This window comes from Pseudomonas qingdaonensis (assembly GCF_018398475.1).
Lineage (GTDB): Bacteria > Pseudomonadota > Gammaproteobacteria > Pseudomonadales > Pseudomonadaceae > Aquipseudomonas > Aquipseudomonas palmensis.
Map to the genome: position 1 here is coordinate 203,686 of NZ_CP074676.1, position 12,505 is coordinate 216,190.

General features: G+C 64.3%; 13 protein-coding genes. 4 read left to right on the forward strand and 9 right to left on the reverse strand.

Going from position 1 to position 12,505, the window contains the following annotated elements:
- The 5 genes from KH389_RS00920 to KH389_RS00940 all read right to left on the reverse strand — a co-directional run bounded on the left by KH389_RS00920 (position 1) and on the right by KH389_RS00940 (position 5,559).
- Positions 1–807, reverse strand: coding sequence for a MetQ/NlpA family ABC transporter substrate-binding protein (locus KH389_RS00920; RefSeq protein ID WP_213606694.1), 807 nt, complete (start codon positions 805–807; stop codon positions 1–3).
- Complete coding sequence (locus KH389_RS00925) at positions 800–2,182, reverse strand: LLM class flavin-dependent oxidoreductase (RefSeq protein ID WP_054915902.1); 1,383 nt, start codon at positions 2,180–2,182, stop codon at positions 800–802. The genes KH389_RS00920 and KH389_RS00925 overlap by 8 nt, the downstream gene beginning before the upstream one ends.
- Positions 2,182–3,387 (reverse strand): SfnB family sulfur acquisition oxidoreductase, encoded by a 1,206-nt coding sequence (locus tag KH389_RS00930; protein WP_058541693.1) that lies wholly within the window; start codon positions 3,385–3,387, stop codon positions 2,182–2,184. Before KH389_RS00930 ends, KH389_RS00925 begins: the two co-directional genes overlap by 1 nt.
- A 21-nt stretch (positions 3,388–3,408) precedes the next feature.
- Complete coding sequence (locus KH389_RS00935; RefSeq protein ID WP_054915904.1) at positions 3,409–4,650, reverse strand: SfnB family sulfur acquisition oxidoreductase; 1,242 nt, start codon at positions 4,648–4,650, stop codon at positions 3,409–3,411.
- Between the two features lie 183 nt (positions 4,651–4,833).
- Positions 4,834–5,559 carry a hypothetical protein gene (locus KH389_RS00940; RefSeq protein ID WP_213606696.1) on the reverse strand — a complete coding sequence of 242 codons (726 nt, stop codon included), beginning with the start codon at positions 5,557–5,559 and terminating at the stop codon, positions 4,834–4,836.
- A gap of 283 nt (positions 5,560–5,842) precedes the next feature.
- Between KH389_RS00940 and KH389_RS00945 the strand changes: the two genes are divergently transcribed.
- The 3 genes from KH389_RS00945 to KH389_RS00955 are packed head-to-tail and all read left to right on the forward strand — an operon-like array spanning position 5,843 to position 7,946.
- Complete coding sequence (locus KH389_RS00945; protein ID WP_244988675.1) at positions 5,843–6,568, forward strand: transcriptional regulator; 726 nt, start codon at positions 5,843–5,845, stop codon at positions 6,566–6,568.
- Complete coding sequence (locus KH389_RS00950; RefSeq protein WP_213606698.1) at positions 6,565–7,269, forward strand: hypothetical protein; 705 nt, start codon at positions 6,565–6,567, stop codon at positions 7,267–7,269. The genes KH389_RS00945 and KH389_RS00950 overlap by 4 nt, the downstream gene beginning before the upstream one ends.
- Positions 7,266–7,946, forward strand: a complete 681-nt coding sequence (locus KH389_RS00955) for a PP2C family protein-serine/threonine phosphatase (protein ID WP_213606701.1) — start codon at positions 7,266–7,268, stop codon at positions 7,944–7,946. The genes KH389_RS00950 and KH389_RS00955 overlap by 4 nt, the downstream gene beginning before the upstream one ends.
- A 23-nt stretch (positions 7,947–7,969) precedes the next feature.
- Here KH389_RS00955 and tcyN read toward each other — a convergent pair whose 3' ends face one another.
- The 4 genes from tcyN to KH389_RS00975 are packed head-to-tail and all read right to left on the reverse strand — an operon-like array spanning position 7,970 to position 11,226.
- Entirely contained in the window at positions 7,970–8,728 is a 759-nt protein-coding gene (gene tcyN / locus KH389_RS00960) for an L-cystine ABC transporter ATP-binding protein TcyN (RefSeq protein WP_043861600.1), read from the reverse strand.
- 3 nt (positions 8,729–8,731) lie between these two features.
- Complete coding sequence (gene tcyL, locus KH389_RS00965; protein ID WP_088514101.1) at positions 8,732–9,400, reverse strand: cystine ABC transporter permease; 669 nt, start codon at positions 9,398–9,400, stop codon at positions 8,732–8,734.
- The gene (gene tcyJ, locus KH389_RS00970; protein WP_043861601.1) at positions 9,397–10,191 is read right to left on the reverse strand and encodes a cystine ABC transporter substrate-binding protein; all 795 of its coding nucleotides are present in this window, start codon (positions 10,189–10,191) and stop codon (positions 9,397–9,399) included. Before tcyJ ends, tcyL begins: the two co-directional genes overlap by 4 nt.
- Before the next feature lie 21 nt (positions 10,192–10,212).
- The gene (locus KH389_RS00975; protein WP_088514102.1) at positions 10,213–11,226 is read right to left on the reverse strand and encodes a D-cysteine desulfhydrase; all 1,014 of its coding nucleotides are present in this window, start codon (positions 11,224–11,226) and stop codon (positions 10,213–10,215) included.
- Between the two features lie 193 nt (positions 11,227–11,419).
- Here KH389_RS00975 and epsC point away from each other — a divergent pair, with 193 nt between their 5' ends.
- On the forward strand, positions 11,420–12,352 hold the full coding sequence (epsC, locus tag KH389_RS00980) for a serine O-acetyltransferase EpsC (RefSeq protein WP_043861603.1): 933 nt from the start codon (positions 11,420–11,422) through the stop codon (positions 12,350–12,352).
- The last annotated feature ends 153 nt before the right edge of the window (positions 12,353–12,505 follow it).

Consider the following 12,505-nt stretch of genomic DNA (forward strand, 5'->3'; position numbering starts at 1 on the left):
TCAGCTCTCCCAGCCCGGCTGGTAGAGCTTGCCGTAGGCTTTGTCCAGGGCTGCGCGCACCACTGGCGAGTGCTGGTAGATATCCACAAACCTGGCCAGGCGCGGGTCGTCCTTGCTCTGCGGGCGGATCACGAACTGGATCACGTATTCCTTGTGCTCCACGCCGTCGAACATCAGCGCCGAACCTGCATCGAAGGTGTTGGCCAGGCGGATGTAGTGCGGGTAGCCCTGCACCAGGTCGGCGTCGTCATAGGCACGTACCAGTTGCACGGCCTCGACCTGCAGGATTTTGAGCTTTTTCGGGTTGGCGACGATGTCGTCCTCGGTGGCCTTGTAGCCCACCCCCGGCTTGAGCGCGATCAGGCCGGCCTTGGCCAGCAGTTGCAGGCCGCGCCCGCCGTTGATCGGGTCGTTGGCGATGGCGGCGGTGGCGCCCTGGGGCAGCTCGTCGAAGCTTTTGTACTTTTTCGAGTACAGCCCGACGTTGTTGATGATGCCCGGTGCATATGGCACCAGCGTCGAGCCCGCCGCGGCGTTGGCGTTTTCCAGGAACGGGATGTGCTGGAAGTAGTTCACGTCGAGGTCGCCGGCGGCGAGGCTGACGTTGGGCGCGATCCAGTCGCTGAACTCCACCAGTTCCACCTTGAGGCCCTGCTTCTTGGCCTCGTCCACGGCCGCTTCCAGGGCCGGGGCGAAGGCTGCGGTGGTGCCGACCTTGAGCGGGGCATCGTTGGCATGGGCGCCACCGATCAGGCCGAGGGCCAGGGCCAGGGCCGCGACAGGGCGGGCCAGAAATGTCTTAAGCATGCGGTTGCGCTCCAGTCGGGTTGAGGGTGCGATAGCCCGCGCCGGTATGGTCGGCGGGCAGGTGCGGGCCGGCGGCGAAGAGTTTTTCGCGCAGGCTGCCGTCGGTGTAGGCGGTCTTGTACGAACCGCGACGTTGCAGCTCGGGGATCACCAGGTCGATGAAGTCCTCATAGCTTTCCGGGGTGACGGTGCGGGCCAGGTTGAAGCCGTCCAGGCCGGTCTCCTCGATCCAGCGCTCCAGTTCGTCGGCAACCTGGGTCGGCGAGCCGACCAGGGTGATGTAGCGCCCGCCCAGGGCGTGCTGGTCGAGCAGCTTGCGCCGGGTCCAGTCGTTGTTCTGCAGGTGCTTGGTGGCGGACTGGATGGCGTTGCTCTTGACGTACTGGATCGGCTCGTCCAGGTCGTATTCGGCAAAGTCGATGCCGGTGGAGCTGGCAAAGTGCGCCACGCCGGCCTCGGGGCTGGCATGGCGCAGGTACTCGGCGTGCTTGGCGCGGGCCTGCTCCTCGGTGCGGGCCACGATCACGGTGAGGCCCATGAACACCTTCACCGCGTCGCCATCACGCCCGGCCGCCGTGGCCGCGGCGCGCACCTTGTCGACCTGGGCGCGGGTCGCGGCCTTGTTCTGGCCACTGATGAACACGCATTCGGCATGCTGCCCGGCAAACGCCAGGCCACGCTCGGAGGCGCCGGCCTGGAACAGCACCGGGGTGCGCTGTGGCGACGGTTCGCACAGGTGATAACCCTCCACCCGGTAGAATTCGCCGTGGTGCTGCACCTTGTGCACCTTGGCCGGGTCGGCGTACACGCGCTGTTCGCGGTCATTGCGCACGGCGTCGTTTTCCCAGCTGCCTTCGAGCAGCTTGTACAGCACCTGCAGGTACTCGTCGGCCTGGTCGTAGCGCCGGTCATGCTCGGGCTGCGCGTCCAGGCCCATGGCCTTGGCCGCGCTATCGAGGTAGCCAGTGACGATGTTCCAGCCCACCCGACCATTGCTCAGGTGGTCGAGGGTCGAGAGCCTGCGGGCGAACAGATACGGCGGCTCGTAGGTGAGGTTGGCGGTGAGGCCGAAACCCAGGTGGCGGGTGACCGCGGCCATCGCCGAAACCAGCAGCAGCGGGTCGTTGACCGGCAGCTGGATGGACTCCTTGAGTGGCACATCGACCGACTGCTGGTACACGTCGTACACCCCGACGATGTCGGCGATGAACAGGCCGTCGAACAGCCCGCGCTCGAGCAACCGCGCCAGGTCGGTCCAGTACTCGAGGGTCTTGTACCGGGTCGAGGTGTCGCGCGGGTGCGTCCACAGGCCGTGGTTGATATGCCCCACGCAGTTCATGTTGAACGCGTTGAGCAGGATCTTCTTTTTCGCCATCAGATGGTGCCCCGCAACGGTGGGTTTTCATCGTTGAGGTAGAAGTTGCCGATGGCGTGGTACTTCCAGCGCACCGGGTCGTGCAGGGTGTGCACGCGGGCGTTGCGCCAGTGGCGGTCCAGGCCGTGTTCGGCCAGGGTGGCCTGGCTGCCGGCCAGTTCGAACAGCGTGCTGCCGGCGGCCAGGGAGATCTCGGTACTGATGGCGCGCGCCTCGGCCACGGCGATGGAGGCCGCCGCGACGGTGTCGGCATTGGTCTCGGCCTGGGCTCGGTCGAGGTATTCGCCGGCGCGTTCGAGCAAGGCTTCGGTGGCATGCAGGCGGATCGCTAGGTGACCGAAGGACTTGAGCGTCAACGGGTCGTCGACTGCCTTGTCGATGCCCGAGTCGATCCATGGCCGGGTGCGCGTGCGCACAAAATGCAGGGCATCTTCATAGGCGGCGCGGGCGATGCCGGTGTCGATGGCGGCGTGCAGAATCTGCGCCAGCGGGCCGACCGGGGTCGGGCGCTCGAAGGCGCTCTGGAACGGCACCACATCGTCGGCCTCGACACGCACGTTGTCGAACACCACCGAGCCACTGCCGGTGGTGCGCTGGCCGAAGCCGCTCCAGTCGTCGATCACGTCGAGCCCGGCGCTGTCGGCGGGCACGAAGGCCAGCTGTTGCACGCCCTGTTCGTCGATCACCGAGGTGGGGATGCGCTGCGCGTACAGCGCGCCAGTGGCGTAGAACTTGCGGCCGTTGATGCGGTAGCCGTCACCGTCACGGGTGAGGGCGGTGGTGCGGTCGTGGGCGGTCTTGGTGCCCAGTTCGGCCAGGGCGTTGCCGAAGCGCCTGCCGGCCAGCACCTCGGCGTACAGGCGTGCCTGCTGCTGCGGGCTGCCGTTCACGCGCAGCACTTCAAGGGCGTAGAAGTGGTTCTGCGGGATCTGCCCCAGCGAGGCGTCGGCCTGGGCGATACGGGCGATGACCTTGGCCAGGGTGACGTTGGACACGCCTGCGCCACCGAAGGCTTTCGGCACGCTGATGCCCCACAGGCCCGAGCGCGAGAACAGCGCCAGTTCCGGGTGCGGCAGGCGGCGTTCACGGTCGCGCTCGATGCTGTCGCGGCGCAGTTGTTCGGCAATCTGTTCGGCAGTTTCCAACGCCTGGGCATCAGAAGAGATGACCGCCACGAGATCGTGCGGTTGCGGCAATAGGCTCATGAGAGGGCTCCAGTGGTCTGGTCAGATCCAGGAATGCCGGGCAGGCAGGGTCGCGTTGAGGTGGTAGGCGCCCACGGCGTGGTACTTCCAGCGCACCGGGTCGTGAAGGGTGTGCACGCGGGCGTTGCGCCAGTGCCGGTCGAGGTTGAACTCGGCCAGGGTGGCGCGGCTGCCCGACAGCTCGAATAGCTTCTCGCTGGCCTGCAGGGCAATCTCGGTGGTCAGCACCTTGGCTTCGGCCACGGCAATCGAGGCACGTGCGGCAGCGGCGGCGTCGATGGGCGCGGCGTTGACCTCGTCGAGCACGCGCGCGGCGCGGCCGAGCAGCGCCTGGGCGGCATGCAGTTCGAGGGTCAGGCGGCCGATGTCGGCAATCACATAGGGGTCGTCACTGGCGCGATCGACCTTGGCGTCGACCCACGGCCGCGCGCGTTCGCGCACGAAGCTGATCGCATCGGCCACTGCGGCCTCGGCGATGCCGGCGTCGATGGCGGCCTGCACCAGCTGCGAGGCGGCGCCCTGGATGTTGGGGCTGTCGGCCTGGCGCCAGTTGTCGAGCACCAGCTCCGCGTCCACCGGCACCTCGTTGAGCAGCACCGTGCCGCTGGCGGTGGTGCGCTGACCGAAGCCGGACCAGTCGTCGACGATACGCAGGCCCGGGCTGCCACGGCGCACGAAGGCCATGACCTGGCGCCCGTCGTCGTTCAGCGCCTTGACTGCCACCCAGTGGGCGAACAGCGCGCCGGTGGAATAGAACTTCTGCCCGGTGAGCAGAAAGTGATCGCCCTGGCGCACGGCGCGGGCCTTGAGTTCGAGGGTGTTCTTGCTGCCGCGCTCGGGGCCGGCATTGCCGATGCGCCAGCCGTCGAGCACCGACTTGAACAGCAGGTGCTTCTGGCGTTCGTTGCCGGTGTTCTTGACCTGCTGGAGGATGCCGAACTGGTTCTGCGGGATCTGCCCCAGGGCCGGGTCGGCCGCACTGATGATGCGGAACACCTCGGCGATGGTGGCGAAGGAAACGTCCGGCCCGCCGTGCTCGCGCGGGATGCTGATGCTGCCCAGACCGCTGCGGGTGAACTGCTCGATCTCGGCCCACGGCAGCTTGCGCTGCTGGTCGCGGCGGGCGGCCTGCAGGCGCGCGGCGGCGGCCAGTTCATGGGCGGCCTCCAGGGCCTCTGCGTCATTGCGCAGGACCTTGGCCGGCAGCAGTAATGGGGCGTTGTCCAGATCGCTGTGGACTGCGTCGTGTACCAAGCTGGACATCAGTACCGCTCCTTGGCTGCACTCAATGCCCTGGCGTTGCGCACTGGGGTGATTGTGTTCCTGACCATACCTACCTCACGTATTGGAAACGTCGCCGTGATCGATATGGGCGACAGAAATGCGCTGGTCCGGTGGTCCGGTCTATATACCCTAAGCGTGTATAAAAATTAAATAAACTAACCTTTAGGAATATGCATAGAAGTGCCTCCGCGGCCCTTGGCCGAACACCCGCAGGCGCACGGCCGGGGCCCACTGCGAGCAGTTGCCGACCTTGTCCAGAATGCAGTAGCTGGCGTCCAGGTGCTCGTCGTTGCCGGCTTCCAGCAGCACTTGGGGCGGGATCAGGCCCTGTATCGGGCAGCCGATACCGTCGCCGGGCAGTGGCGCCAGGTCGATGCGCAGGTCGGCCCAGCGCAGGGTGATCGCATCGCCTTCGGCCATGTGCCGGTACGGCGCGATGTTGAACGGCACACCCTGCCCGCAGCAGCTCAGATCCAGCCCTTGGCGCAGCAGCCGGCCAGGCAGGCGCAAGGGCGTCAGGTGCGGGTTCTCCGGGGTGGTCACGTAGCCGCCGGGGCAGTTCAGCTTGACCGCTACCTGCAATGGCGCGGAGCGTCGCGGGTGCTGGCCGGGCTGGAGCAGGCGGTAGTGCAGGGTGTTGAGCCCCGGGTAGAGCATCTGCCGGGGCACGGCGAGGGCGATCGAGGTGCCGGGCTCGCCGGCGCGCAGTAGATGCGCGGCCACGTAGCGGTTGCCCCAGAACAGCTCCAGCAGGTCGCCGGCCTGCAGGGTCGGTGCGGTCTGGATGCTGGCTTGCAGGTGGCTGGCGGTGTGCACGCCAATGCCATGGGGCGCGATATGGAGCAGGGCGGGGGGCGGCAGTTCAGATCCTTTGGCTGCGCGGTGCATGGTCCGTTTCCTTGTGCGGGTGGTGGCACGAGGCTTTGGTTATTGGCTGGATCGGCAGGTGAGTCAAGGTGCCCGATGGCCGTGACCGGGCAGTCGGCAGCGCTTCAGAGCGGTCCTACCCGAAGCGGCATGGGGGCTGTGGATAAACTCGGATTTGTCTGTGCTCGGGCGGCAGATAAAAATACAGGGTTGACATTAGGTTATTCTTGAATGAGTGTGTGTCCACGATTCATGGACTGTGGACAAAAATCTGGCCATGCTTAAAAGTCAGGATTTACTGTTGATGTTCAAGATCGCCAGCCTTCATGCGCAGGATGCTCTGTCGGGCTCCTCGAGTATTGCCTGGGGGGGGTTGTCTTCCATTGATCTTCTCGACGAAGACTGTGTGCAGGAGCCACAGGCCATTTCGACTCCGCCGCGTGATGAGTTGTGGAGCGACATATCGGTCACGATCAAACGCATCATCGATGCAGAGTCATTCGGCTGGGCCGGGTGGCAGGCTGTTGACGATACTGTCTCAGTGAAATCAGAGGTGAGTTGGGCGGACCGCTATACCGTCAGGGCACTCTCTGGTGCGCTGGGGCTCAGCAAGAGCGAAATCTCGAATTCGTTGGCTCGGTGCCGAGAGGCCGGGCTGGTAAAAAACGATTATGAAACGTCGTTGCCCAAGGTTAACCGACTTGCTTTGCTGCGCATCACCGAGCATGCCCTCAAGTACTTCTTTCCAGCCAGAATCGGGACGCTGGTGCGGGGTATTCCCACAGGTTTTTCCGCTCCGGTGCTTTCCAGGCATCTCAAAAGCGCTGGCAGTGTCATCTATGTATGGCCCGACCCGCAGGGGACCGAACGGGGGCAGGCTGTCGAGCCGCTGTACAAGAGTGTGCCTGCAGCGGTGAAAGCTGACCGAACGCTTTACCACTATATGGCGCTGGTGGACTCCATCAGGATGGGTGGGCCACGCGAAGTCGAAGTTGCTGTTCAGCTTCTCAAAAAAGGTATGAGTCTTTGAATTCCGCCTCTGAACATAACTACGCGATGTTGAGTGCTGTTGCTGAAGGCTTGGGCGATGAGCTCTTGAAGGAGGTCGCTTTCGTGGGCGGCTCTACCACCTGGCTGCTGTGCACAGATGACATCGTGTTGGACGATATCCGCAGTACAGATGACGTTGACCTGGTCATTGAACTTGGCGGAATTGCCGATTGGGAAAGGCTGACCGAGCGCTTGGCGATTCAGGGTTTCAAGATCACAGCAGAGCGGAGCGATGTGACTTGCCGGTTCGTGTTCAATGACGTGACAGTCGACGTTATGCCGTCTGTCGAGGCGGTTCTGGGTTATGAAAACCGTTGGTTTGTAGACGGCCTGGCGAACGCCGATATCGTCACTCTTCCCAGCGGAATCGCAATAAAAATATTCAAGCCGGCATATTTTGTCGCCACAAAACTTGAAGCCTTCAAAGGCCGTGGCAACGGTGATGCTTTCCACAAGGACGTCGAAGATATCGTTCTTGTGGTGGATGGTCGCGAGCGGTTGCTGGAGGAGGTGGCCCAGGCAGATCACGTGTTGCGCGCGTATATTGCGTCCGGCATTGCCGCGTTGCTGGGCATTGCTTCATTTGAGTATGTCATCGAAAGCCTGCACTCAGTTCGTGCGAACCCAGGCCGCGGAAAGCTGATTCATGACCGCCTGAAGCAGCTGAGCAACGTCGCGTGATCTTCTTTTCTCGGACTGTGAAAGGACAGGCCAGAGAGGATAACCGTGATGCGCTGGGCGCTTTGTTTGATGGGGTTCGTGGTGTTTTCGTCATAGCCGATGGTACGTCCAGGCCCGGAAGTGGCGACTTGGCGCGCACACTGACCAATCATCTGATCAATGATTACCAGAACAGGCTGGCGCAGGGTTTTTCTGATTCGAGCCGTGAGTCCGTTGCATTGCTGCTCCGGGGGCTGATGCAAGACGCACACGCTTCACTTTATTCCAATGGGTTTGAAGGATCGGCCAGTTACCTGGTCGCTGTCGTTGTTGCAGGTTTTCTTGCCGTTGCCTATGAGGGTGACTGCTGCGCTGGCGTAGTGATGTCTGGCGGCACTGTCAGTTGGCTCACTGCGCCTCACTGCCTTGCTAACTGGCGGCGAGATCGCAGCCACCGGCAACTGGCAACGGACTCGGGCCGACATCACATAAGCCGCTGTTTCAAAGCGAGAAAACAGCCTGACCCGGAAATCGTCACCAGGGCGATGGGAAAAGGTGAAAAGCTGGTGTTGGCAACGGATGGATTCTGGGCTGATCTGAGTGACATGGTTCAGGCTCGATTGCTTGAGGCCGATTGGACCGCCGCTCCCGAGGTTGATGACGATGCAAGCTGGATCGTCGTGCAAATGCCTGCCTGAAGCTTCGAGCAGAATTCGGTGATTTAGGCGTGGCCCTGCGCGCCGAGAAACTTGCCCAGAAACTGGCGTGTGCGTTCTTCCTTTGGCGCGGCGAACAGGGCCTTGGCCTCGCCCTGTTCGACGATCACGCCCTTGTCGAAAAAGATCACCCGGTTGGCCACGTCGCGGGCGAAGTTCATTTCGTGGGTGACGATGATCATGGTGCGGTTTTCCTGGGCCAGGCCGCGAATGGTCGCCAGCACCTCGCCCACCAGCTCGGGGTCCAGCGCCGAGGTGGGTTCGTCGAACAGGATCACCTGCGGCTCCATGGCCAATGCCCTGGCAATGGCCACGCGCTGTTGCTGGCCACCGGACAGGCGCCGCGGGTAGGCATCCTCCTTGCCCGCCAGGCCGACCTTGGCCAGCAGCGCACGGCCCAGGGCCAGGGCCTTTTCGCGTGGGGCCTTCTTGACCACCAGCGGCCCCTCGATGACGTTCTCCAGGGCGGTGCGGTGCGGGAACAGGTTGAAGTTCTGGAACACGAAACCGACCTGCTGGCGCAAGTGGCGAATCAACGTGGCCTGCTTGGCCAGCGGGCGGTCGCCGTCGATCTCGATGTCGGCCACACGAATGCGTCCGCTGCTGGGGGTCTCCAGCAGGTTCAGGCAGCGCAGGAAGGTGGTCTTGCCCGAGCCGCTGGGGCCGATGATGGCGATCACTTCACCGGCCTCGACCTTCAGGCTGATGTCGTCGAGCACGGTCAGGCCGTTGAACTGCTTGCTCAGGCGGGTGACTTCGATCATGCCTCAGGGCTCCAGGTCATGGCGGTTGACCCGCGCTTCCAGACGGTTCTGCAGGTGGGCCAGCGCGCTGGCCAGCACCCAGTAGATCAGGGCGGCGGCCAGGTACATGGTGAAGATCTCGAAGGTGCGTGCGGTGATCAGCTGGGCCTGGCGGAACAGCTCCGGCACCTGGATGGTGGCGGCCAGCGCGGTGTCCTTGACCAGCGAGATGAAACTGTTGCCCAGCGGCGGCAGGGCGGTGCGCGCTGCCTGCGGCAGGATCGCGCGGCGCATCGCCTGGCCGCGGGTCATGCCGATGCTGGCGGCGGCCTCCCACTGGCCGCGGTCGATGGAGCTGATCGCGGCGCGCAGGATTTCACAGGCATAGGCGGCCATGTTCAGGGAAAACCCGATCAGCGCCGCAGGCAGCGGGTCCAGCTCGATGCCCAGCTGCGGCAGGCCGTAATAGATCATGAACAGCTGCACCAGCAGCGGCGTGCCGCGAAAAAACGACACATAGACCCGCGCCGTCCAGCTCAGCAGCTTGATCGCAGACAGGCGCATCAGCGCCAGGCCGAAGCCGATCAACAGGCCGAAGAACATCCCGCCCAGGCTCAGGAACACCGTGAAGTAGGCGCCCTTGAGCAGAAAGGGCGCGCTGTCCAGGGCCAGCTGCAGGCTCTCTTCGATCATTGCGTCACGTCAGCACTGAAATACTTCTCGGAAAGCTTTTTCAGCGTGCCGTCGGCGCGCAGTTTGTCGAGGGCCTTGTTGATCGCGTCGAGCAGTTCCGGCTCGCCCTTGCGCAGGGCCACGCCGGCTTCCTGGCGCGAGAAGGCGTCGCCGGCGGCGATGGTGTCCTTGGCTTTTCTGGCGTATTCCAGTGCGGCCAGGCGGTCGATCAGGATGGCGTCGATGCGGCCCACGCGCAGGTCCTGGAACTTGCTCGGGTCATCGTCGTAGGTCTTGATGATGGCCTTGGGCACGTTGTCCTTGAGCCATTGCTCGTAGTTGGTGCCCAGGCCCACGCCCACCTTCTTGCCGGCCAGGTCCTGTGCGGTCTTGATGGTGTCCTTGTTCTTGGTCAGCACCAGGGCCTGGATGCCGGAAACGGTGTAGGGCTCGGAGAAGTCGTATTTCTTCTTGCGCTCGTCGGAGATGGTCACCTGGTTGACCACGATGTCCAGACGCTTGGATTCAAGGGCGGCGAGGATGCCGTCCCACTTGGTCGGCTGCAGCCTGGCCTTGACCCCGAGTTCCTTGGCCAGGGCCTCGGACAGCTCGACCTCGAAGCCGGTCAGCTTGCCGTCGGTGTCGACGAAGCTGAACGGCGGGTAGGTGCCCTCCAGGCCGACACTGATGCTGCCGCTGTCCTTGATCTTCTGCAATTGCTCGCCGGCGACCGCCTGGCCAAGCAGGCCCAGGCCAAGTACCAGGGCAGCCCCTGTGCCCAGCAACTGTTTACCGAATACGGAAATCGTCATGACTGGCCCCGCTGATATCAATTAAGCCGTTATTGGTTGACTGCTCCAGACCTCAGGGTAGGCGAATAATGCAGGTGCCCCACCGGTATGCAGAAAAATCAGCGGGCCGTCGTCGAAACGCTGGCGCGCGATGCCGTCGAGCAGCCCGGCCATGGCCTTGCCGGTGTACACCGGGTCCAGCAGCAGGCCCTCGTGGCTGGCCAGCAGGCGGATGGCGGCCAGGGTGCCGGCATTCGGTTCGCCGTAGCGCGGCGCGAAGTACTCGTCCCACAGTTCGACCTTGAAGGCGTCAGGCAGGTCGATGCCCAGCAGCTCGGCGGTGCGTTCGGCCAGGCCCTGCACCTTGGGGCGCTGGGCCTCGTCGCTGCGCGACACGGTCACGCCGATCAGCGGCAGTTGCGGCAGCGCTTGGGCCAGCGCCAGGCCCAGGCCGCTGTGGGTGCCCGCACTGCCGGAGGCCAGCACCACCCCGGCGAAGGTCTGCCCGCTGCGGGTGATCTGCTCGGCCAGCTCCAGCCCGGCGCGCACATAGCCCAGGGCGCCACGCGCATTGGAACCGCCAATCGGCACGATGTAGGGCTTGCGCCCGCTGGCATGCAGGCGCACGGCCAGCGCCTGCAACTGGTCATCGGCATCGTCGAGGTTATCCACAAGCTCGACCCTGGCGTCGAACAGCTCCAGCAGCAGGCGGTTGCCGTTGTGCTGGTAGGCGGGGGAATCGGTGCCGATGGGGTTTTCCAGCAGGGCCACGCAGCCCAGGCCCAGTTGCGCGGCCAGTGCTGCGGTCTGGCGCACGTGGTTGGACTGGATGGCGCCGGCGGTGATCAGCGTATCGGCACCGCTGGCCAGCGCGTCGGCGGCCAGGTACTCGAGCTTGCGCAGCTTGTTGCCGCCCAGGGCCAGCGGGGTGAGGTCGTCGCGCTTGATGTAGATGTCGCGCCCGGCCCAGGCCGACAGGCGTTCGAGCCGGTGCAGCGGGGTGGGTGCATCGAGCAAGGGCAGGCGTTTGAAGCGTTCGAGCTGGTGTTCGATCATGGCATCGGGCTGACTGGGGAAACTTCGACTATAGGCAGCCGTGGGCGTCTCTTCCACTGGGCCGGCTTATGCCGGATTTATAGCCAAAGCGCATAAAGGGATATTTTTTCCGCCGTGGCCATTTGCCGTAAAGTGATCCGCAACAAGGCGGCCACCCCCTCCACAAGCCGCCGCCGCGTCAGGAGAAACAACCGTGAGCGACAACGCGCAAACAGGCCATTGGCAGTTGCAAACCCTCGTCAGCCAGCTGCGTTCAGCCCGTGACCAATGGCGCAGCCGCAATGGCCGCAGCAGTGGCGAGCAGGGCGGGCGCGAGCTGCCCTCGCGCGAGGCGATGCGCCAGATTCTCGAGCAGCTGTGCGGCGCGCTGTTCCCCATGCGCCTGGGCCCGGTGGACCTGCGCGAAGAGAGCGAAGACTTCTATGTGGGCAACACCCTGGACGCGGCGCTGACCGCATTGCTGGCCCAGGCGCGCCTTGAGCTGCGCTACGCCGCGCGCCAGGGCAAGGCCGAGTCGCTGGAGATTGACGCCCAGGCGCTGCGCCTGATCCAGGATTTCGCCGCCGCCCTGCCGGGCCTGCGCACGTTGCTCGATACCGATGTACTGGCGGCTTATCACGGCGACCCGGCGGCGCGCAGCGTGGACGAGGTGCTGCTGTGCTACCCCGGCGTGCTGGCAGTGATCCACCACCGCCTGGCGCATCACCTGTACCGCGCCGGGCTGCCGCTGCTGGCGCGCATCAGTTCGGAGCTGGCGCATTCGGCCACCGGCATCGACATTCACCCCGGCGCGCAGATCGGCCCGAGCTTCTTCATCGACCATGGCACCGGTGTGGTGATCGGCGAGACGGCGATCATTGGCGAGCGGGTGCGTATCTACCAGGCGGTGACCCTGGGCGCCAAGCGGTTCCCGGCGGACGAGTCGGGGCAGTTGCAGAAGGGCCAGCCGCGCCACCCGATCGTCGAGGACGACGTGGTGATTTACGCCGGCGCGACTATTCTGGGGCGTATCACCATCGGCAAGGGCTCGACCATCGGCGGCAATGTGTGGCTGACCCGCAGTGTGGCGGCAGGCAGCAACCTGACCCAGGCCAATCTGCAGCATGATGATGGGACGCAGAAGTAGATCTTCAGTGTTTTTGAAGGCCTCATCGCGGGCCGAGCCCGCTCCCACAACGATCACCGCTGTTGTTGTGGGAGCGGGCTTGACCCGCGATGGGTCGCACCGTAACCCCCATCCATGTTTAACTTGAACGCTCGTTCAACTTAAACGGTGGTC

Bases quoted from the DNA above. Each gene is read 5' to 3' on its own strand.
- KH389_RS00940 (WP_213606696.1), bottom strand. From the start codon at position 5,559: ATGCACCGCGCAGCCAAAGGATCTGAACTGCCGCCCCCCGCCCTGCTC.
- KH389_RS00975 (WP_088514102.1), bottom strand. From the start codon at position 11,226: ATGATCGAACACCAGCTCGAACGCTTCAAACGCCTGCCCTTGCTCGAT.
- KH389_RS00945 (WP_244988675.1), top strand. From the start codon at position 5,843: ATGTTCAAGATCGCCAGCCTTCATGCGCAGGATGCTCTGTCGGGCTCC.
- tcyJ (WP_043861601.1), bottom strand. From the start codon at position 10,191: ATGACGATTTCCGTATTCGGTAAACAGTTGCTGGGCACAGGGGCTGCC.
- tcyN (WP_043861600.1), bottom strand. From the start codon at position 8,728: ATGATCGAAGTCACCCGCCTGAGCAAGCAGTTCAACGGCCTGACCGTG.
- KH389_RS00920 (WP_213606694.1), bottom strand. From the start codon at position 807: ATGCTTAAGACATTTCTGGCCCGCCCTGTCGCGGCCCTGGCCCTGGCC.
- tcyL (WP_088514101.1), bottom strand. From the start codon at position 9,400: ATGATCGAAGAGAGCCTGCAGCTGGCCCTGGACAGCGCGCCCTTTCTG.
- KH389_RS00925 (WP_054915902.1), bottom strand. From the start codon at position 2,182: ATGGCGAAAAAGAAGATCCTGCTCAACGCGTTCAACATGAACTGCGTG.
- KH389_RS00935 (WP_054915904.1), bottom strand. From the start codon at position 4,650: ATGTCCAGCTTGGTACACGACGCAGTCCACAGCGATCTGGACAACGCC.
- KH389_RS00930 (WP_058541693.1), bottom strand. From the start codon at position 3,387: ATGAGCCTATTGCCGCAACCGCACGATCTCGTGGCGGTCATCTCTTCT.